The sequence below is a fragment of the Candidatus Peribacteraceae bacterium genome (assembly GCA_041661065.1).
Taxonomy (GTDB): Bacteria; Patescibacteriota; Gracilibacteria; order Peribacterales; family Peribacteraceae; genus CAIKAD01.
Genome location: JBAZVD010000001.1, coordinates 507,710 through 527,873, shown reverse-complemented (window position 1 = coordinate 527,873; position 20,164 = coordinate 507,710). Strand labels below are relative to the sequence as shown.

The following is a 20,164-nucleotide window of genomic DNA, read 5'->3' as shown; positions in this document are numbered from 1 at the left end:
CGCCGTCATAGGTCTCGTCGCCATCGTCCTGGGGGCGATCCTGCCTTCCCTGATGTCATTCTGAGGTTACGACAACGTCTCCTGCAGCGTCTGCTCCAAGGGCAACGAAGCTTTGGTATCGAAGAAGTCCGTTGCCTCGCCGCCGTTCTCCGTCAGGGAGAAGTACCCTGCCGCGGCGATCATGGCGGCGTTGTCCGTGCAGTAGGAGAGGGCGAGGGGGTGACGCAGTTTGATTCCTTTCCTCTTACAGAGCTCTCCGGCCTGTGACCGCAGGTACAGGTTTGCGGAAACGCCTCCCACCAAGTGCAATTCCCGCACGTCCCTCCGCAGCTCCAGTGCGCGTTCCATACGGTCGAGCAACTGGAGGCAAATGGCATGCTGGAAGGACGCGGCGACATTGCCCAAGTCTTCCCGTGCTTTCGGGTTGTCACGCAGCAAATACTTGAGGGATGTCTTGAGGCCGGAGAAGCTGAAGTCCAGCGTCTTCTCGCCCCGGAGGGGAAGAGGGAATTTGTACGCCGTGGGAGAACCCTTTTCCGCCGTCGCCGCCATGCTGGGTCCGCCGGGATACGGCAAACCGAGGATGCTCGCCCCTTTGTCGAACGCTTCGCCGGCCGCATCGTCACGCGTGCGTGCGAGGAGCTCCCCGCGCGTGTGGGAAAGGCGGTACCACAGGTCCGTATGGCCGCCGGAAGCGGAGAGCGTGAGGATGGGGAAGCTGAAGGAAGGGTCCACATCTTCCGCATCCAATCCCGGAGGCGCCAACCACGGGGAACTCAAGTGGCCGAGTGTGTGGTGGACACCGACCAACGGCTTCTCCCAAGCGAAGGAAAGCGCGCGCGCGGTGGAGGTACCTACGAGGAGCGATCCCAGCAAGCCGGGCCCTTGTGTTACCGCTATGGCGTCCACCTCCTTGAGGGGGGTATCCGCCTCATGGAGCGCTTCGTGGAGTACGGGGATCATGCATTCCACCTGCCTGCGCGCCGCTTCCTCAGGGATCACACCGGCCAGCGAGGCAAAGGCTTCCTTGGAGCTTGCGATGACGTTGCTCAGCACATCCCGCCCGTCCACCACGAGCGCGGCGGAGGTTTCGTCACAGGAAGTCTCGATTCCCAGTATGATCATGGAAGAATCATAGCAGAAGACAGGAATACGGTTGCAGGGTACGGATTAGCATGGTGCAGTTCCATGTTTTGGAAGCAATTATCACCATGTACCTGCTAACCTGAAGCGTCCCTTGACGTTATGATCCAGTTCTTCCCTTCGCGGGCCGTCGCCCTCCAACTCTTTGGTCTTAATATCCATTGGTACGGCATCCTCTATGTCGCATCATTTCTCATCGCGGCTTTCCTCCTTCCGCTTCTCCAGCGTTTCCGGGGGATGCACGAGCCGAAAGAACGCTGGTTTGACGTTGTCACGTGGGCGGTGCTTGGGGTACTCGTGGGTGGGAGGCTGGGATTCGTCTTTTTCTACGAACCGTCGTACTTCCTGCGTATGCCTTGGAAGGTCATTGCCGTATGGGAAGGAGGGATGGCTTCCCATGGCGGTTTCGTAGGGGTGATTGCCGCGGTTTGGCTGTACACAAGGATGAAGGGCATGCGGACGTTTGCTGTCGCGGACCTCCTCTCCATACCTGCGGCGCTGGGTTTGGGCTTGGGGAGGATCGGGAACTTCATCAATCAGGAGCTGTACGGAACCGTCACCTCGCTCCCCTGGGCTATCCGTATTCCCGGCGTGGAGGGCTTGCGTCATCCGCTCCAGATCTACGATGCACTGCTCATGGTTTGCATCGCATTGCTCTGCTTCGTTCTCCTGCGCTTGGGGAAGCCGGAAAGGGACGGGAGGATTTTCGCGGTCTTCATTCTCTCGTACGGCGTCACAAGGTTCCTGTTGGAGTACATACGCGTGCAGACGTACGAACCGTTCACGCTGTGGTTCATTACACTTACGCGTGGCCAATTGCTTACGGTACCGCTCATCTTCTTCGGCATCGTCCTGTGGTGGGTGGGGAAACCGGCGCAGAAGGACGCATGAGCACGATGTCAGGTTGTTTCTGCTGCGAACAGCGTCGGGTTGTTTTCGCAAAGGATGCGTGAGAGGAAGCTCCTGCGGTGGATGGCCGTGGGGCCGTATCGGCGAAGGGCTGCACAGTGCTCCGGCGAGCCATAGCCCTTATGGAAGGCGAAGTCATAGAGGGGGGAAATGCGGTGGTGCATGATCATGATGCGGTCCCTCGTCACTTTTGCGATGATGGAAGCGGCGGCAATGGCGGGGACCGAACCGTCACCCCGCACGATGTACTCATGCGGCAACGCGAAGTGGAAGTGGTCCCTGCCGTCGATGCGTAGAAGATGTGGCAGTCGGAGAGTACAAAGGTTGAAGACCGCCCGCTGCATGGCGAGGAAGGTGGCATAACGGATGCCTTTGGCCTCGATCACCGCATGGGAAATGATGCCGATGCCGTACGAACAGTGGGATTCTATCCACCCGAATGCAATTTCCCGTTCGTGCGGAGTGAGCTGCTTACTGTCCGCAATGATGCAATCAACTTTCGGTTTACGCTCATGAGGGGACCAGCCTGGTGTCGTTCGCCTGCGGTAGACGGGAAAGGGAAGGATGCATGCGGCTGCGACGACGGGCCCCGCAAGCGCGCCGCGGCCCGCTTCGTCCACACCGGCGGCGAGGGTTGCATCGCCGTTCATGCCTGGGGCGCGCCGAACATATCCAGCAGCATCTGATGCGCAATCTCTCGCTCGTTCCACGGAATTTGCCCGCTCTTCACCCACATGGTCGTATCGCTGCCTTTTCCGCACAGAAGGACGGCATCACCTTCCTTGGCTTGTGAGAAGATGAAACGGATGGCTTCGCGACGGTCCGGGATGCGGTGCGCTTCCGTACGGGAAAGATCCACTCCCGCCCAGACGCCGTCGATCACCTGTTCCGGGTCTTCGGTGTACGGGTCTTCGTTCGTCACCACGACAACATCCGCCAAGTCGCTGCAGATCGTACCGATGACCGGGCGTTTCTCCCTCATGCGGTCGCCGCAACTCCCCGTGAGCACGAGGAGCCTCTTCCCCTCGGAAAGTGATGCGCGCAATGCCGCGAGCGTCTTCTCGTACGAGGCGGGCGTCACGGTGAAGTCCACATACACGGTGAACGACTGCGGCCCCGGAATCCTCTCCATCCTGCCGGGAACGCCGGTGAAAGAACGAAGGGCGGCAACAAACTTTTCGACGGGGACATCGACACCCAATGTGCAACCGATGGCGCATAACGCATTTTCCAGATTGAAGAGTCCGGGTATCGAAAGTGTCAGACGATGCACAGAAGAGGCTGACGTTCCTGCTCCCTGTACATGGAGCACGGCGGAACATGAATCGGGATGGGCAACGATATCCGTCATCCAAAGCAACGTATCCGCTTCTCGCAGAATGGGTTGCTCGGTAGGTTGAGCATTGGCATAGATCACGGTCTGTTGGCAGGGGACGGCGTTGAACAAGGGAAAAGAACCGTCTTCCCAATGCAAGACTTTCGTCCCTCTTCCTCCCAACATGCCAAAGAGCATTCCTTTATCCGCACGGTACTGCTCCATGGTCCCGTGGTAGTCCAAGTGTTCGGGGGATGTATTCGTCACCGCTGCGACCGACGGCCACGTCCACTGCGTGCGCCCTTGCACGAGGCCGTGTGAGGAATATTCCACGACGGCGTGCGTGCATCGTTCCCTCACGAGACGACGGAGGAACCCCTGGACGGCGAACGGAGAGGGTGAAGTCTTCTGTGTGGCGTTCCACGTTGTCTGGTCCTTCACCCGGAAGAACGCCGTGGAGAGAGCGCCCGCGGATATCCCGGCTTGTTGCAGTATGTGTGAGACCATACCAACCGTCGTCGTCTTACCATCCGTGCCGGTGATGCCTATGATGGTGAGCTTCCGCGCGGGGAATCCGTATCGGAGTGCCGCCAACAGCGCTTTGAGTCGATGCCAAAGGAGACGGACGGGGCTTCTCTGCGGAATGAGCGACTTGAGGCGGCGGAGTACGGTGCGGATCATGGGCGGGCCGGGAGGATTCCCAGAATAGCACGTGCGACTTCGATATCGGATGCTATCTGGGCTTGGAGGACTTGCGGAATGGGGAAATCCTCAATTTCACGTATGAAATCAACGATCGCAACCGTGAGGCGGACGGGTTTGCGGTCCACCATGCGGTCAATGATGTGCACCTCGCAGGATTCCGTATCGTTGAAGACGGGCCGCGGGCCGTAGTGCATAACGGCCGGCAACGGATCCACATCATCGTCCAACTGGGCGAAACAGGCATAAATGCCGTGGTGAAGGCCGGGAGGAATGGCTTCCAGCTTCAGGTTGAAAGTGGGCGTGCCGATTGTCCTCCCGCGCCGCGCGCCGGGGATAACAGAAGCCGAAAAGGTGGGGGAAGGGGGATGGGACATGACTTATGCATGAAGTATAGCGTCCTGGATTCGAAATGGCTCCTTTGATCTCAGTTTGGATGTACACTGTCCACGGAGGGATGGACGCGTTGTTACAGACGACGGCCCGCCCCGCACCTTTGCTCTCTGGAAGGGTGGCCGAGTGGTTTAAGGCGACGGACTTGAAATCCGTTAGGCCCTCACGGGTCTCGTGGGTTCGAATCCCACCCCTTCCGCCAGTACTGTTGGAAATTGCAGAAGCAAATCTGCGGGGCGCGTTCATCCGCCAGACCTCCTCAAAGTGATGTTTGTACACAAAGTGCGTTGAAGCTTGGCACGCGTCATCACCCCTCCAACATCTGCCTCAAATGCTCGTCCAGAGGCAGCTTGTCTGCAGGAATGGAACGCTTCCGCCAGGTGTCGCGTAAGTGGGTGAGGAAGGGCTTGTCCGTGAGGATGCGGTCGATGAACGGCTTTACGCTCTCACGGAAACGGCTCTTCTGTTGGTTTGCGGAGAGCGCGAACAGTACCGTGACGAACGCGTCCTCGCCGCCGGAAACCTCCGCCCGTATCTCGTCCTGGACGGCGTTCATGATGCTCTCCACGTCCAATCCTGCAAGGAACTTGAGGTCTTCCGCCGTACCGGAGGGGAAGTAGTGGTTCACGCCCAGGCGCCGCAACGACGTGAGGAGCTGGAAATCGGCGATGACGTCCGCCACTTGTGATGCCAACCCCCCTTCGCTGTGATGGTCCTCCACAACGATCAGGTGCATGGTTTCCAGCGCGGCCTGAAGCACCGCTGCGGCATCCAGGGGACGGATACAGGCAACGTTGAGGACGCGCACGGTGATCTTCTCTTCGCTCAGCAAGCGGTCAGCGGCCGCCATGGCATCGTGGACGCAGATCCCCGAAGCGATGATGGTGGCGCGGTCATTGGTATCCCCCGTGCCGCGGACAATGTCCGCCTTGCCGTCAAATACGTACTCCTTCCCGTAGAGCATGTCGCCCTTGGGCGTCTTCACCTGCTCGTGTCCCGTCCTGGGGAAGAAGACGAAAGCGCTCTGCCTTCCCTCGGCGACCAGCTGCATGCCGCGTTCCGCCGCCGCCGCCGCCTGGTTGCTGTCCACGGGCATCCATACCTGCGTGTTATCGAAGGGGAGGTTGAGGTAATTGCGGTCTTGGTGCGTTTCGCCGTCCTCGCCCACGCTCAACCCCGCATGGGTGCAATCGTGGAGCACGGAGCAGGGGACATGCGCGGCATTGATGTCGATGAGGCGCGCATTCGCCCTGGCCTCATTGGTCCCGAAAGCAGCGAACGTGTAGGTAAGCGGAAGCATGCCGGATTGTCGAAGGCCTGCCGCCATCATGTACATATTCGCTTCCGCGGCGCCGCAGTTGATCACGCGGTCCGGAAACTCCTTCTCCACTTCGTCGAAACCGCCGGATCCCGCCAGGTCTCCATGGAGGACGATGATACGTGCGTCGGCTTTCATCAGGTTCTTGATATGCGTTGCCCCGAAATCCTTGCGGGCGGCGCCTTTCTTGTCCGTCAGTACTCTCTCCACTGCAGGGGGAGGCGGCAGGATAACCGGAGATGGTGCGGTGTTGGCGATGCGCGAAGCGATGCGGACGAGGTGGCGCTCATACTTTGTGATGAGTTCATTCAGCGGGGGGAGTTTCTGCAGCTCCTTCACGGCATCGGCATCCTTCATGGGGGCGCCGTGGAACGCAGCGGAGCCGCGGTTCGCGGCGTCTTCCATGGTCTGCACGCCGCAACCCATGGTGGTGTAGTAGCAGAGAAAAATGGGACGTCCGCGGCCCAGGAGGGCATCGGCTACATCCAGTGCCGTTTCTACTTGCGCGGGGTCATTGCCGTTCTGCACCTCGATCACGCGCCAGCCCATGGCTTGGAAAATGGCGGCAAGGTCCGCCGCGGCGGTGTTGGAGGGGAGGCCGGAAAGCTGCACGTCATTCACGTCGGCATGGACCATCAGATGGTCCATCTTGAGTTTGGAGGCAAGGCGGGCGGCTTCCATCGTCTGTCCTTCCTGCGAGTCGCCGTCGCCGATGAGGACATCGGTGATCCCTTTCTTTCCCTGCATACGCCATCCCAACGCATGGCCGAGGCCGTTGCTCAGGCCTTTGCCCAAGGGGCCGAAGCCGAAGGGGATATCCCCGATACCCGCTTCCACATGGCCGGGGAGGCCGCTGGGGGTACGGAAGCAATCGATGATCGCCTGCGGTGTCTTGAGGCGCACGTCCTCGGAACCGCGTCCGCCCAGATATTGCAGCCCGTAGGCGAGGAGGGAGAGGTGGCCTGCGCTCATGCGAAGCGCCGCGTCCTTGAGCGGATCGCGTCGCCGGAGGATGGCGTAGGTAAAATGGAATGCGGAAAGTGGCCCGCCGGGGTGGCCGCTCTTATGTTTGCGTGGAGCTTCAATCACAATCCACTTCATGATGTCATGGGCCAGTCGGAATGCTTCCGTTTCATCGGGGAGGAGCTGTTTTGCATCTTCCGGACCTATCCAAATGCGCGGCACCTCCTTTTCACTTGCGAGGATTCGCTGGAGGGAGAAGGGGACCGTGACGGCGTCCTTTCCGATGAGTTCCTTGGGCTTGGGGCGGGATCGTGGCATGTGGCAAGTGTATCACGACGGCACAAAGCGGGGGATCTTCTTGCAACATGGGAGGGACGGAATATCCTCAGAAGATCATTCCAACGCAATCCCTATGGGAAGGATAGACGATCTGCAGCGGTCCGTGGACGATAAAAACAGGAGGATCAACGATGATACGAAAGAAAAGCAGAGGTTGATGAAGGAGATAGAGGCGGAGAGGCAGCGCCTGGAAAGGGAGAAGAAGGAAGCGGAACGGGCCAAGCAAGAAGCGGAGAAGAAAATCGATGCCGCGAATGCCCAGCTATGATCCGATTACCACCATCGCCTTCCGGCCTTCGCGGATACTTTCCTTCGCGCCCGTCCAATCGTGAATGGCGCTGAGGAGCGTTTCTTCGTCGTACAGGTAATTCTCCCCTCGCTTCGTTCCCGGGTCATGGGTGATGAATGCGCCGTCTTCCGTATACCCGATGATGACGAGCATGTGGAACCACGGTCCCTCGCCGCTGAAGAAAGGGTTGCCAAGATCACGTCCGGCAGCGGGGATGATGACGGGGCGCCCGTTCCTCAGTTCCTCCTTGATCGTTTCCGCGGTCACGTCCGTTCGCACCGTCGCGGCCATTCCAAAATAGTCCCGCACGATCTGCGCCGTTTCCTCCGCCGTCGTATCTTCCTTGTACCCATGGTCCGTTTCCCATGCAATGAGAGCTTGGAGAGATTCTTCCGCCTGTTGGCGGGTGAGCGGTTCATTCTGCCAGTATCGGGTGACCATGATGAGGGACATCTCCTCGCAGGCCTCTTCATGAAGCGGATCCCAATTGGCGAATGGGGCTTGGGGAGAAAAAGGAACCGCTATGCGCAGGCTCTTTGCTGCGGGAGGGATAGAAGAAGAAGACTCCTTCGATACGGAAGACGAACCGGTAGCCGAAAGAGGCGCATGGATGGTAACGTCAACGGTCTGGAGGCTGGCCTGCAGGCCTCCCCCGGTGCAACCGGCAAGGATAATGAGTGCTGTCGGAAGCCAATACTGGAACGACGTATGCTTCATACTTGCTTTTGACTGTAAACAGTCCTCGTTCTGTCACATTCTTCCTTCCCATTCTTCCATATGTGTACAGAACAGATATGCCAAGCATACATGACGGGTGCCGACGTATTGAACGGAAATCTCGCCCCATTGTATTCGAGAGTGACTGAGAAGTTCCGGGAGCTGTGGATAGTACGAGGAAACGTACCGATGCATTGTAGAAAGCAATGGATGTTGTCGTCCAATAGAGGGATTCTTTCTCTGGATTGAGGAGGATTATCTCCGCAAACCGCTGTACGCGGGAAAGGAAGATGTCCAAAATAGGGGATTGTGATTACTCACCATCCTCTATGAAAGCACGCTCTCACTCCATTGTATACCTCGCCCTCCTCGCGTTCCCCCTCACCGTTGCGGCACAGTTGCTGGTAACGGTCGAAGGACAGCAGGTGACGTTGAGGGACGTCCCTCCCAATGCATGGTATTCCACGTACGTCCGTGACGCCGTCTCTTCCGATATCATGAGCGGCTACAGGGATGCGCAGGGGAACCTCCTTGGCTTGTTCGGTCCCGCCGATAACATCACGGTTGCGGAGACTCTGAAGATATCCGTGGAAGGCGCCGGCTACGACGTGGAGGCCTACGGCCAGATCCCTGCGACTCTTTCCGGGCACTGGGCGGGCAAGTATCTCCATGTGGCGGCCGAAGAACGTTTTCGGCTTTTCGAACGGCAGCAGAACGTCGACAGGCCGTCGACACGCGCGGAGGTTGCGAGCATGTTCACCGATGCGTTCATGGTGGATACCATCACCCCCGTCGGGAACCGGTACGACGACGTGGGGTTCGCGACGCCCTATGCGTACTCCATCGAAGCGTTGAGCCGCGACGGCATCCTCACGGGAGATACGGACGGTTCCGGAAAGCCGTTGGGGAGATTCCGTCCCAATGAACCCATCAATCGCGCGGAAGCGACGAAGATGATCATGAAGGCGCGCGCCGTCTACGGTATGCCCGCGCAGACATCTTCCGCGTCGTCTTCCCGCATCAGCTCAAGCTCCGCCACATCCTCCCGTTCATCGGCCTCTTCGTCATCTTCCCTCTCCTCTGCATCCTCCCTTTCTTCAACAGGCTCGGTTTCTTCATCTTCCACATCGTCGGTTTCATCGGTGATACAGGCGATGGTCACGCTGCGTGATGCGGGCTTCTCTCCTCAGACCATTACCGTCAATTCGGGCGCTACGGTCATGTTCCTTAACGACAGCACGGGAACCATGTGGGTGGCTTCCGATCCCCATCCGCAGCACACGGACTACCCAGGTTTTGACCAAACGGCGTCCGTACCGCGCGACGGCAGTTACACCTTTACGTTCGGTAAAACGGGAACCTGGGGCTACCACAATCATGTTTCCGCGGGCATGACAGGAGCCGTGATTGTGCAGTGAAGCTCATCGCACTGATACGTCTTCCGTGTCGTCGGCAATCCCACTCTCCTCCGATGCCGCATTCAATTCATCGCAATCGCTGTCCGCCTCGGGAGCGCTGATGTTTGATTCGGTAGATATTGAATAACCTGCGGTGCACGTTTATGATGTTCCCCTATGTCTTTTACCACGGAGAATAGACAAGCTGAAATGGAAATGGGTCATGCTCCCGTTCTGCCTCTATCACTACCCAACTATTTCGAATTGTTGCTTCAAACAGAAGGTAACTTTGAGGAGTGCGATGACAACGTATCGTCGAAGAAGCGGGATGCATTTCGACAATTGATCGACGGTGACAGTGGTCTTGCCATGCGTATGGCATTGGAACGCACACCTCCGGATGACAGTTCGATCGCCACCATTCGCATGCTCTATTCGCAAGCGCTATGGCCAACGGTACATGCGGGCGTTGAGGAGGAAAACATCATTCCACAAAGCACACATCCAAGACCTTCCCTATGGCAGGATGCAGAAAGCTGGATGGATTGATGCGGAACGTTCATACTGGTCATCGATTACCCATTATCCACCAATGAAACTCTTCCTCGATACCGCCAACGTTGACCACGTACGTGAAGTGGCATCCTGGGGCGTACTCGACGGCGTGACAACGAACCCTTCGCTCGTGTTGAAGGAAGGAAAGGAATTCAAAGACACCGTTCTTCAGATGTGCGCGATCGTCCCCAACGTGAGCGCGCAAGTGACGGCGACGGATGCGGAAGGAATGATCAAACAGGGGGAAGAGTACGCGGGATGGCACAAGCATGTCGTTGTCAAAGTCCCCATGACGACGGAAGGCCTCAAAGCGCTCACGCATTTCGCAAAGAAGAAGATCCGCACCAACGTGACGTTGGTCTTCTCCGCGGCCCAGGCGATTCTGGCGGCAAAGGCGGGAGCCACCATCATCAGCCCGTTCATCGGACGGCTGGATGATGCGGGGGAAGAGGGGATGGCGCTCATCGCGGAGATCATGGAGATTTGGAAGAACTACGGATTCGAAACGGAAGTGTTGGTGGCCTCCACGCGCCATCCTCGCCACATCGTGGATGCGGCCAGGCTCGGCGCACACATCTGCACCATACCTTACGATGTCTTTACCAAACTGCCCAAGCACCCGCTCACGGACATCGGGCTCAAGAAGTTCATGGACGACTGGGGGAAGGTGAAGCAATGAACGGCCGGACCGGCAGTTTCCCTTCGCACGGCACTGAGGCACAATGGCTCCATGATCAACGCACTCGGTATCGTCGGCTTGGGGACCATGGGGGAGAACCTCGCGCGGAATGCGGCACGGAACGGTGCGGCTGTTTCCGTGTTCAACCGTACGCCCGAAAAGACGGACGCTTTCATGAAAGAGTACGGGGGCGAAGGGACGTTCGCCGCCTTTCATTCGTTAGTGGAAATGATACGCTCCCTCCCCCAACCACGCGCCATCATCCTCATGGTCAAAGCGGGCGAAGCGGTGGACCGGATGATCGGGGAGATCGCTCCTAACCTGGAGAAGGGGGATATTCTCATCGACGGCGGCAACAGCCATTATCGCGACACTGAACGCCGTGAAACCGCTCTGAAGGAAAAGGGAATCCGTTTTGTAGGCATGGGGATCAGCGGCGGTGCAGAAGGTGCGCTGAAGGGGCCCAGCATGATGCCGGGAGGGAATCGGGAAGCTGTGGAGTTGCTTCTGCCTCTCTTGACGAAGATGTCTGCGGATGACGGTGACGGCGGCAAGTGCGTCTCGTATATGGGACCCGGAGGTGCGGGACACTTTGTGAAGATGGTCCACAACGGCATTGAGTATGGGATGATGCAACTGATCGCGGAGACGTACGACGTTCTCAAATCGTGCGGCGGTTACTTGAATGCCGAGTTGTCTGCGCTGTACGAATCTTGGGCCGAGTCACCTGAATTGTCTTCGTATCTTGTGGAAATCACTGCGCGAGTATTCAAGACGAGAGATCCTGAGTCGGGTACGGATATCCTTGACCTTATTCGTGATGCCGCAGGCCAGAAAGGGACGGGCAGGTGGACCACGCTATCGGCGCTCGAGTACGGCGTCGCGGTGCCGACCATCACCGCGGGACTCGATGCGCGCATCATCTCGAGTTCCAAAAGCCTGCGTGAACGGTCGCAGTCGTTGCCGGTTGAAGTGGCTGCAGCCCAGCAGCCGTCAGTGGACCATCTGGGTCGCTTGGCAGGAAATGCATTGGAGTTTTCGATGATTTGCGCCTACAAGCAGGGTTTCATGTTGATCGAAGAGGCGAGTAAGGAAGAAAATTGGGGAATCGACAGCAGCGCTTGCGCACGCATATGGCGCGGCGGATGCATCATACGATCATTGCAATTACGGCATTGGCAGCAGTTGTTCGGCGATGACGCCGGAGCATCGATGAAGGCGAACGAGTATTTCCATCTGCGTTTGCGCGAGACACAGCGCGCATGCAGGGAGTTCATTGCTTTGGCTGTGGTATCGGGAGTGCCTGTTGCCGCGCTGTCCGCATCACTCCACTACTACGACGCCGTCCGCCGTCCGCATCTTCCCGCAAATCTCATCCAGGCGCAGCGGGACTTCTTCGGCGCGCACGGATTCGAACGTGTGGATCTTCCGGGCAACTTCCATGTAGAGTGGAAGTCATGATTCCCCGAACGCTATGATTTTCTGCCCCCTCCCGGGAACGCCGATAGTCACGCAAGGGTTCGGCCAGAACCCGGAGCTCTACGCCCAGTACGGGTACGACGGACATAACGGCTTTGATTTCGGTGTCGCGGAAGGGACCATGATCTACGCGCCGCATGACGGAGTGGTGTCGGTGAAGGATGATGGTACGACCGGCTATGGCCTCTACGCGGTCATCGAGGCTCCCAACAGGCGCAGCCTACTAGCCCATTGCTCACAAGTGCTCGCAGCAAACGGTCAGAGCATTGCGCAGGGTGATCCCGTTGCGAAGAGCGGTAAGAGCGGGAATTGCTTCGGTCCGCATCTCCATTGGACGTTCAAGATCCTCAAGAACGGTGTGGTACAGAACAAGACCAACGGGTACGACGGTGCCATGGACGTTTCGGAGTTCACACGTCTTTGGCAGCCGCAGGACCTTCACCGGGACGGTCAATTCACCACGGATGCGCTGGGGTACCTCGCCCTGTCATTCGGTGAAAGCCAATACCTCAAGAGGCAGGTTGGCTGAGGCTTCTTCCCGGCACTGTCTTGCTCAGAACAGTCCGGATGTCAGCATTGCCGCCCCTCTCGTCGATGGATCCTCCAATGCCGCTATGGAAAGTTGCGGGAGGGGAGTGTCCTTCATGAGCCATCGCGTCGTCTCCTCTCCAATGGCGATGAGGAACGGTCGGAGTGCCCTTCCCGTACCGCCACCGAAGATGATGATGGACGGGTTGATGAGGTGCGTGATAGTGGCGCACAGCCATGCCGTTTCCAAGACGATCTCCGGATGCAGGTACGCGCACGTGCCGCCTTCCAGCAGTTCCGCTGCGCTCTTTGCTTCCTTGCACCTCTTGAGCATCGCCGTACCCGAGAGGAACTGTTCCACTTCCCCGCGCCGGTCATTCGTTTCGTACGGCGGACTGCCGGGAAGAAGAAGCATGTGCCCCGCTTCCCCCGCAAAGCCGTTGGCGCCCCGGAACAGTTTGCCATCCACCACAATGCCTCCCCCCACTCCCGTTCCCATGGTGATCCCCACGACGACGCTATGGCCTTTACCGGCGCCTTCCAACGCTTCCCCGAGCGCGAAACAATTGCTGTCGTTCTCCACGGCAACGGGGATGCCGTAACGCTTCTCCAATGTACTCTTGAGTGGAAATCCTTCACCGCCGTTGATGTTGGGTGTGCGCAAAATATCTCCTTCCTGATGACGGATGAGGCCGGGTGCGCCGAAGCCCAGTGCAACCGTACCGTTCGTTTTCCATGTGTCCGCCAAGGAAAGGACTTCTTCCAACACGGCTGCAAAACCGGCTTCCTTACGCGTGGGGAATTGTTCTTTCCGCAAGAGCTGCCATCCCTTCGGGTCGTACGACGCAATCGCGCTTTTTGTCCCGCCGACGTCGATGCCGATCACATTCTTCGCACTCATGGGGATACTGTAGCACACCTCAGAGGACAACCGATGTACAGCTGCAATCGACGGCTCCCCGATTCCTCCGGAAATGAAGAATTACTAGATATGGTTGCTACGAATTGATATACTGACCGCCTGCATTCGACCGAACGAGGCAAGAAACTTCCCACCTTTCGGAGCATGGCTGATCCCATCCCTACACCCACCCCCGAAGAAGAGCTTGCCGACGCCTACGGCAAGTACGCGGACGCGATCTTCCGGCACTGCTACTTCCGCGTGTTCGACCGCGAGAGGGGCAAGGAGTTGATGCAGGAAACATTCATGCGCGCATGGACGTACGTTTCCAATAAGGATAAGCAGAAGGTGCTCAATATGCGCGCCTTCCTCTACCGTATCGCCAACAACCTCATCGTGGATGAGGTGCGGAAGAAGAAGGAGCTTTCCCTCGACGAGTTACAGAAGAGCGGGTGGGATCCCAGCTACGACGGCGTAGCGGAAATGCAGAAGAGGGTGGAGCAGAACAAGATCTTCGACCTTCTTCATAAGGTGCCGAAGGAATACCGGGAGGTCCTCATCATGCGCTACATCGACGGACTCACGCCGGCAGACATCGCGGAGATACTCGGGGAATCCCCCAACGCCATCTCCGTCCGACTGCACAGGGGCATCAAACAGCTCCATGCCATGATGGGTCGCGGCGGCAAGTGATTCCCGCCGGTATCACGAGGATGCCGTAAGAAGGAAATGCCGCTTTCGTCTTCTTCTTATGGATGGAACAGATCACACAAGAATTGGGGAAAGCGGGAAAAGAAGTGAGTCTCTCGGAGCGTGAGCGGCATGAGACATGGCAGCGCATCATGCATTCCATGCGGCGCGAAGGCGAACGGAAGACGAACCACCATCCAGTATTGAAGGGAGGCATTTTCCCCGTGCTGCGTTTCCTGAGCTTCAACCAGTCGTTCTTGCTGGGGTCTTTCATCGTCATTGCATTCTTCAGCCTTACACTCACCGTTTCCGCTGCGGTGACGTACGCGTTGCCGGGTGATTCCTTCTATCCCATGAAGATCCGGTTTGAGGACCTCGCAGCGAGCTTTCGGATGAGCGCGAAGGCGAAGGGAGTGTGGGAAGCGGAACGTGCGGTGTTGCGCTTGGAGGAAGCGGAGCTCCTTGCGGCGTCAGCCGCGCTTGATGTGAAGCAGAGCGACATCCTGCGCGACCGCTTCTTGCATCACTGGAAAGCAGCGCAGAAGTTTGCTTCCGGTCTTTCCTCGGAAGGGGATGCCAGCGCAGCTTCCGCGATCGTTGACGGCCTCGATTCCTCCATGCGGGCGCATGGCATGGTGTTGCGCGCGGTGAATGAGGCCTTGGAGCACACGAATCCTCTGCGTGAACACAACCTGCAGCCCCTCCTGGAGGACGTGGAGAAAGCATCGGTGGAAGTGGAGAGATCGCGTACGGAAGTGGACGATGCCGTCCGCAATGACCGCGGTTCCCACATGCGGAGGGCGGCGCAAGAAAGAATGACGGTGGCAAACGGCATGTTGGATGAAACGCGTCAGCTGATCAAAACGGGGTCGGGGAGGCAATCGACGGATATCCTGGAAGCGGTGGAAGGGCGCATGCACTTTGCGGAGCGCATGCTCTCACATGCCAAGAGATACGTACGCCGTGCGGACTATGCCAGCGCTTTTGATACGGCATATCTTGCGTTGCGTGCGCTGGAGGAGGGGAGAGTGGTCTTGCGCATGGAACGGCGCGTGTCCCCCGAGCAGTCGGTAACGGGGAAAGCGTCATCCTCAACGGGCGTCCCCACGGATTACGTAACCCTGGATGCCGTGACAGGATCCGGAACGTCGTCACAGGGGATCAGCGTTATGGCAACCCGCAGCGAACAATCTTCGACCGCCAACGGCACCGGATCATCACTGTAGTGAAGCGATATCGCTCTGTTTATGCAGGGGGATAGTGGGCGTGCTACGTTCGCGCATTTCCTCATAGAACCGCATAATGCGCTTGTAAGAGGCGGAGTAGACATGCGTCAACTAGGGCAGTTTCTCATCAATCGTGGGCGCCGGTGGCGGAAACATCTTCCACATTCACAGTTTTTACTTCTTTCATTTCTTCACACAATATGTCAGCACGTAGAAAGGTCGCGAAGCAAAGTACGGTACGGAACGTGCGGCGCGCAAGGTCCGTGAAGCATGAGCAAGCGATGCACCCGACGGTCAAAGCCGTCGCATCAGTGGGTACCATCGCCGCCATGCTCGCAACAGTAGTCTCCGGTATGTCCTACGCGGCGGGAGATTCCTTCGTCGGTGCGGGTAGTTCCCTGCACTTGGCTTGGGTTCCTTTTTTGTCGCAGCAATTCTCTGACGTCGAACTGACCGATACAACGGATGTCGACGCAGTGATAAACGCGGGGACGGAAAACCAAACAGATCTTCTGCAGAACGGAGGAAGCGGTCTGACAGGTTTCTCCTTTCAGAATGCAGATGTCGGCAGTAACGCGGACACGGCCGTGGACGCACCAATCAATGCCGGGGCTTTGAACGCCGCGGAAGTACTGCAGCTTGGCGGGAGCAGCCAAACAGCATTCCTCGGTGCCGATGCGGCGACCGACGTCGATGCGCTCATTAATGCAGGGTCACTCAATGACACGGAAATAGTACAGAGTTCAACGGACGGTGCGGTACAGGACGCAACCGTCGGCAACGAAGCAAGCACGGATGTTGATTCCACGATCAACGCCGGATCCATGAATTCCGTAGGTGTCTTCCAGGGAAATATCCCCTACGTAGGGGGTGCGTCCTGGACGCTTGTTACAGACGACACGGTTGGAGGGTCGACCGATAATTCCTACGGCTCTCCTTGCACGTCGAACTGCTCGCCCGCGCCTTGCACAAGCGGATGCGGTTCGTCATCCTCATCGTATTCTTCTTCATATTCTTCTTCCTCATCCTCCGTACCTGGACCGTGTTCATACGGACAGGAATGTCCTCCTTCACCCTGTTCGGGTGGATGCGGGGGCGGTGTCGGTGGGACGGGAATCCAGGTATCCGGTGTGGATCTGGTCGCAGAGACGGATGTTGATTCCACGAATAACTCCTTGGCTTCCAACATCACGACCATCCTCCAGAACAGTGACATGTATTTGCCTTGCCTTCTGGAAGGCAGCCAATACGCCGACGTAACGAACATCGCAGATGCCGGCATCGATTCCGTCATCAACGCGGGCGCTCTCAACGACGTTGAGGTCCTGCAGGTCGGCGGAGGGTGGAACACCACCCAAATCGCGGACGTAAGCGCCGATGCGGATACGGACGTCGATTCCACGAACAATTCTGTTGCCATGAACCTCACGGAGATCGTCCAGAATGCGGGCGGTTTCGGGTTCCAGTTTGCCGATGTCTTCAATGATGCGGATTCCGACATTGATTCAACGATCAACGCCGGTTCCCTCAACAGCGTCGGGCTTCTGCAGGTTGCGGGCGATGTGGACAGTACGGCCCAGCAATCCGCCGAAGTGAACGTGGAAGCGGATACGGACGTCGATTCCACGAACAATTCGGTCGCCACGAACGGCACCATCATCAGCCAGTCGAGTGAAGGCAGCCTGTTGGCGGGATGCCCGCTGTACGGTTGCGGCCTCATCGGCATCGGCGGCACACAGTACGCGAATGTGGGGAACGAAGCGGATTCTTCGGTGGATTCCCTCATCAACGCGGCCTCGGTGAACGATGTTGAACTCGTCCAAGCGAGCGGAGACGTCGACCACGGGACGCAGTCCCAGTACGCCATTCTCAATGCGGGAGCGGCTACGGTCGTGGATTCCGAGAACAATTCGGTTGCCGTGAACGAGACGGGTATTTTCCAGGACGCCCTCTTGGGTGGCTTGCAGGATGCATCCGTCGGCAATGAGGCGGATTCCAGCGTGGACTCCACCATCAATGCCGGTTCATTGAACAACCTTGAAGTGGTACAGGTAGGCGGCGACGTCGACCATGGCGCGTCCGCCCAGTATGCGGATGTGAATGCACCTGCCTTGACGGTCGTCAGTTCCGAGAACAACTCGGTAGCTGCCAACGAAACCGGTATCTTCCAGGACGCCCTCTTGGGCGGCTGGCAGGGTGCCTCGGTCGGCAACAGCGCCGATTCCGACGTTGATTCCACTATCAATGCGGTGGCAGAGAACAACATCGGAGTGGACCAAGTGGGAGGTGATGTAGACCATGGCGCCGCCGCGCAATACGTTGCGGTGAATGCGCCGGTCATCACGGTTGTCTTGTCCGAGAACAACGCGGGCGCAAGCAATGAAACGGCGATAGTGCAGGAAGGAGGTGCAGGCCTCGGTGGCAATGGAGGAGGCTGCGGTATCGGCGGTTCGCAATCGGCCGGCGTATGCAATGAGGCGGATTCCAACGTGGACTCCACCATCAACGCCGGTTCCCAGAACAACATCGAGGTGAACCAAGTCGGCGGCGACGTGAACCATGGAGCTGCGGCGCAGTACATCGAAGTGAATGCGCCTGCCACCACGGTCGTCTTATCCGAGAACAACTCGGGTGCCTCAAACAGTACGGCCATCGAGCAGGATGGCAGCGGCTTCGGCGGTCTGCAGGATGCCTCTGTGGGCAACAGCGCGGACTCCGATATCGACTCCACCATCAACGCCGGTTCCCAGAACAACATAGAGGTGAACCAGCTCGGCGGGAATGTTGACCACGGCGCACAGGCACAGTACGTGGAAATCAACGCCCCCTCCACGACGGTCGTCAACTCAGAGAACAACTCCGTTGCGAGCAATGAGACGGGCATCAGCCAGCAGCAGGACGCACCCGTACTCACGTACGGTGCAAGCTGCCAGAGCGGCGGATGCAGCCTCACGGCTCCCGGGGTTCAGTCCGCGGATGCGGGCAATGAGGCGGATTCCAACGTGGATTCCACCATCAACGCCAACTCCGTGAATAACATCGCGGTGACGCAAGACGGGGGCGACAGCGCCAATCAGTCGGCGACAGTGTGCTCCCCCTCCTCCACCACGGTGAACAGCGAAATCAATGCCGGTTCCGGAAATACCACCGGTATCGTCCAGGAAGGAGGCGGATTCATGTTCAGTTTTCCTTTCTGATGTAGTCGAGTAGCTACCGAAAACGGGGGGGAGGTTCCTCTCCCTCGTTTTTCGTATGCAGCACTGTCATGCGGTTTGCCCCTGTAAGGAGCTCGTGCACAGCGGGCAGCGGACGGCCTTGAGGGGAATATCCATGGCGCAGAACGGACACGGCTTGGTGCCTGCGGGCGGGGGAAGCTCGTCCTTTCTCTTCCAACGGTTGATCTGCTTGACGAGAAGGAAAGTGACGAACGCGATGATAACGAAGTCGAGGAGCGTGTTGAAGAAGAGGCCATAATTTAAGGTGGCGCTTCCTGCCTCCCTTGCCGCCGCCAACGATACGGGGTCCGTGCCGGAGAGGTCGATGAACATGTCGCCAAAGTCCACTCTTCCGATCAGCACGCCCAGCGGCGGCATGATGATGTCGTTCACCAGTGACGAAATGAGCTTATTAAACCCTCCGCCCACCATGATGCCGATGGCGAGATCTATCACGCTGCCGCGCATGGCAAATTCCTTGAATTCCCTCAAGAAAGGATTCTCGCTCACTTTATGCAGGCTGTTCTTGGCATGCACTTTCACTTCTTGGAACATGGCCGGATTCTACAGCATTTCCGGAGGTGCTGAGAAGTGTTCCGGGCGCACGGCTTTGGTCCTACAATAGACCCATGGCAAACGGTACACGCACGCGGAACCTCTACGACCCTTCCTCAACGGGGTCCTACAAACTCAGCCGGAGCAAGTTGGAAATGTTTCTCCGGTGCCCACGCTGCTTCTACTTGGATCGTCGGCTGGGGATCTCCCAGCCTTCCATGCCCGCCTTCTCCCTCAACAATGCCGTGGATGCCTTGCTCAAAAGGGAATTCGACAGCTACCGACGGCGCGGGGAGGCGCATCCCCTGATGATGAAGTTCGGCATTGAGGCCGTGCCCATGCAGCACCCGTCCCTCGAGGAATGGAGGGATAACCGCAGGGGGGTGCGATATGAGGATCCGGATTCACACTTTCTCTTCTTCGGTGCCGTGGACGACATTTGGCTCAACTCGGACGGGGAAGTGCACGTGGTGGATTACAAGTCCACAAGCACGGAAGGCTCCGTGTCGCTCGATGGGCAGTGGAAGGAGGGGTACAAGAGGCAGGTGGAAATGTACCAGTGGCTCCTGCGCGCCAATGACCTTCCCATGAGCAACACGGCCTTCTTCTTTTACGTGAACGCGGATAAGGGGAAGGAGTCATTCGGCGGCAAGCTGGAATTCAGCACGGTCATCCTCCCCCATGACGGTGACGATTCCTGGGTAAAGGAGGCGCTCCATGAGGCGCGTCTGTGCCTGGAAAGGGAATCCCTTCCCCCTTCGCATCCGGAGTGCGAGTGGTGCATGTACCGGGGGGCTGCGGGGGAATGGGAGAAGGAAGAATAGCTGGAAAGGGCCTTTGGCTTCTCGTAT

The 20,164-nt window shown here is 58.1% G+C and carries 19 protein-coding genes and 1 tRNA gene; 12 read left to right on the top strand and 8 right to left on the bottom strand.

Annotation, left to right across the window (positions count from 1 at the left end; translation table 11 throughout):
- Nucleotides 1–66 precede the first annotated feature (66 nt).
- Nucleotides 67–1,125: a tRNA (adenosine(37)-N6)-threonylcarbamoyltransferase complex transferase subunit TsaD gene (gene tsaD, locus WC698_02405; GenBank protein MFA6039090.1), complete on the bottom strand. Its 1,059-nt coding sequence runs from the start codon at nucleotides 1,123–1,125 to the stop codon at nucleotides 67–69.
- A gap of 120 nt (nucleotides 1,126–1,245) precedes the next feature.
- On the opposite strand from tsaD, the gene lgt reads away from it, so the two are divergent.
- Entirely contained in the window at nucleotides 1,246–2,034 is a 789-nt protein-coding gene (lgt, locus tag WC698_02400) for a prolipoprotein diacylglyceryl transferase (protein ID MFA6039089.1), read from the top strand.
- Nucleotides 2,035–2,042: 8 nt separating this feature from the next.
- Here the strand turns inward: lgt and WC698_02395 are convergent, their stop codons facing one another.
- Genes WC698_02395 through WC698_02385 form a run of 3 tightly spaced genes read right to left on the bottom strand, consistent with a single transcriptional unit; the run spans nucleotide 2,043 to nucleotide 4,446 of the window.
- The gene (locus WC698_02395; protein ID MFA6039088.1) at nucleotides 2,043–2,702 is read right to left on the bottom strand and encodes a ribonuclease HII; all 660 of its coding nucleotides are present in this window, start codon (nucleotides 2,700–2,702) and stop codon (nucleotides 2,043–2,045) included.
- Complete coding sequence (locus WC698_02390; protein ID MFA6039087.1) at nucleotides 2,699–4,048, bottom strand: UDP-N-acetylmuramoyl-L-alanyl-D-glutamate--2,6-diaminopimelate ligase; 1,350 nt, start codon at nucleotides 4,046–4,048, stop codon at nucleotides 2,699–2,701. Before WC698_02390 ends, WC698_02395 begins: the two co-directional genes overlap by 4 nt.
- Nucleotides 4,045–4,446, bottom strand: coding sequence for a riboflavin kinase (locus WC698_02385; GenBank protein ID MFA6039086.1), 402 nt, complete (start codon nucleotides 4,444–4,446; stop codon nucleotides 4,045–4,047). Before WC698_02385 ends, WC698_02390 begins: the two co-directional genes overlap by 4 nt.
- A 128-nt stretch (nucleotides 4,447–4,574) precedes the next feature.
- Here WC698_02385 and WC698_02380 point away from each other — a divergent pair.
- Nucleotides 4,575–4,664 (top strand) — tRNA-Ser (locus WC698_02380).
- A 105-nt stretch (nucleotides 4,665–4,769) separates the two neighbouring features.
- Here WC698_02380 and WC698_02375 read toward each other — a convergent pair.
- Nucleotides 4,770–7,061, bottom strand: coding sequence for a transketolase C-terminal domain-containing protein (locus tag WC698_02375; GenBank protein ID MFA6039085.1), 2,292 nt, complete (start codon nucleotides 7,059–7,061; stop codon nucleotides 4,770–4,772).
- On the opposite strand from WC698_02375, the gene WC698_02370 reads away from it, so the two are divergent.
- A complete protein-coding gene (locus WC698_02370; GenBank protein ID MFA6039084.1) occupies nucleotides 7,060–7,350 on the top strand; it encodes a hypothetical protein in 291 nt (96 codons plus the stop codon). The two genes, WC698_02375 and WC698_02370, sit on opposite strands and share 2 nt — an antisense overlap.
- Here the strand turns inward: WC698_02370 and WC698_02365 are convergent.
- Nucleotides 7,345–8,088, bottom strand: coding sequence for a C39 family peptidase (locus WC698_02365; protein MFA6039083.1), 744 nt, complete (start codon nucleotides 8,086–8,088; stop codon nucleotides 7,345–7,347). The two genes, WC698_02370 and WC698_02365, sit on opposite strands and share 6 nt — an antisense overlap.
- Before the next feature lie 329 nt (nucleotides 8,089–8,417).
- On the opposite strand from WC698_02365, the gene WC698_02360 reads away from it, so the two are divergent.
- The 5 genes from WC698_02360 (at nucleotide 8,418) to WC698_02340 (ending at nucleotide 12,727) form a co-directional block, all read left to right on the top strand.
- Nucleotides 8,418–9,506, top strand: coding sequence for an S-layer homology domain-containing protein (locus tag WC698_02360; GenBank protein MFA6039082.1), 1,089 nt, complete (start codon nucleotides 8,418–8,420; stop codon nucleotides 9,504–9,506).
- Nucleotides 9,507–9,662: 156 nt separating this feature from the next.
- On the top strand, nucleotides 9,663–10,034 hold the full coding sequence (locus WC698_02355; GenBank protein ID MFA6039081.1) for a hypothetical protein: 372 nt from the start codon (nucleotides 9,663–9,665) through the stop codon (nucleotides 10,032–10,034).
- Between the two features lie 43 nt (nucleotides 10,035–10,077).
- A complete protein-coding gene (gene fsa, locus WC698_02350) occupies nucleotides 10,078–10,719 on the top strand; it encodes a fructose-6-phosphate aldolase (protein MFA6039080.1) in 642 nt (213 codons plus the stop codon).
- A 51-nt stretch (nucleotides 10,720–10,770) separates the two neighbouring features.
- Nucleotides 10,771–12,180 (top strand): NADP-dependent phosphogluconate dehydrogenase, encoded by a 1,410-nt coding sequence (gndA, locus tag WC698_02345; GenBank protein MFA6039079.1) that lies wholly within the window; start codon nucleotides 10,771–10,773, stop codon nucleotides 12,178–12,180.
- Between the two features lie 13 nt (nucleotides 12,181–12,193).
- The gene (locus WC698_02340) at nucleotides 12,194–12,727 is read left to right on the top strand and encodes a M23 family metallopeptidase (GenBank protein MFA6039078.1); all 534 of its coding nucleotides are present in this window, start codon (nucleotides 12,194–12,196) and stop codon (nucleotides 12,725–12,727) included.
- 24 nt (nucleotides 12,728–12,751) lie between these two features.
- Here WC698_02340 and WC698_02335 read toward each other — a convergent pair whose 3' ends face one another.
- Nucleotides 12,752–13,627: an ROK family protein gene (locus tag WC698_02335; protein MFA6039077.1), complete on the bottom strand. Its 876-nt coding sequence runs from the start codon at nucleotides 13,625–13,627 to the stop codon at nucleotides 12,752–12,754.
- Nucleotides 13,628–13,792: 165 nt separating this feature from the next.
- On the opposite strand from WC698_02335, the gene WC698_02330 reads away from it, so the two are divergent.
- The 3 genes from WC698_02330 to WC698_02320 all read left to right on the top strand — a co-directional run bounded on the left by WC698_02330 (nucleotide 13,793) and on the right by WC698_02320 (nucleotide 18,740).
- Nucleotides 13,793–14,320 (top strand): RNA polymerase sigma factor, encoded by a 528-nt coding sequence (locus tag WC698_02330; protein MFA6039076.1) that lies wholly within the window; start codon nucleotides 13,793–13,795, stop codon nucleotides 14,318–14,320.
- A gap of 62 nt (nucleotides 14,321–14,382) precedes the next feature.
- Nucleotides 14,383–15,543 carry a hypothetical protein gene (locus tag WC698_02325; protein MFA6039075.1) on the top strand — a complete coding sequence of 387 codons (1,161 nt, stop codon included), beginning with the start codon at nucleotides 14,383–14,385 and terminating at the stop codon, nucleotides 15,541–15,543.
- Nucleotides 15,544–15,743: 200 nt separating this feature from the next.
- The gene (locus tag WC698_02320; protein ID MFA6039074.1) at nucleotides 15,744–18,740 is read left to right on the top strand and encodes a hypothetical protein; all 2,997 of its coding nucleotides are present in this window, start codon (nucleotides 15,744–15,746) and stop codon (nucleotides 18,738–18,740) included.
- Between the two features lie 66 nt (nucleotides 18,741–18,806).
- On the opposite strand, the gene mscL is transcribed toward WC698_02320, so the two are convergent.
- Nucleotides 18,807–19,313 carry a large conductance mechanosensitive channel protein MscL gene (gene mscL, locus WC698_02315; protein ID MFA6039073.1) on the bottom strand — a complete coding sequence of 169 codons (507 nt, stop codon included), beginning with the start codon at nucleotides 19,311–19,313 and terminating at the stop codon, nucleotides 18,807–18,809.
- A 74-nt stretch (nucleotides 19,314–19,387) separates the two neighbouring features.
- Between mscL and WC698_02310 the strand changes: the two genes are divergently transcribed.
- Complete coding sequence (locus tag WC698_02310) at nucleotides 19,388–20,137, top strand: PD-(D/E)XK nuclease family protein (protein MFA6039072.1); 750 nt, start codon at nucleotides 19,388–19,390, stop codon at nucleotides 20,135–20,137.
- The last annotated feature ends 27 nt before the right edge of the window (nucleotides 20,138–20,164 follow it).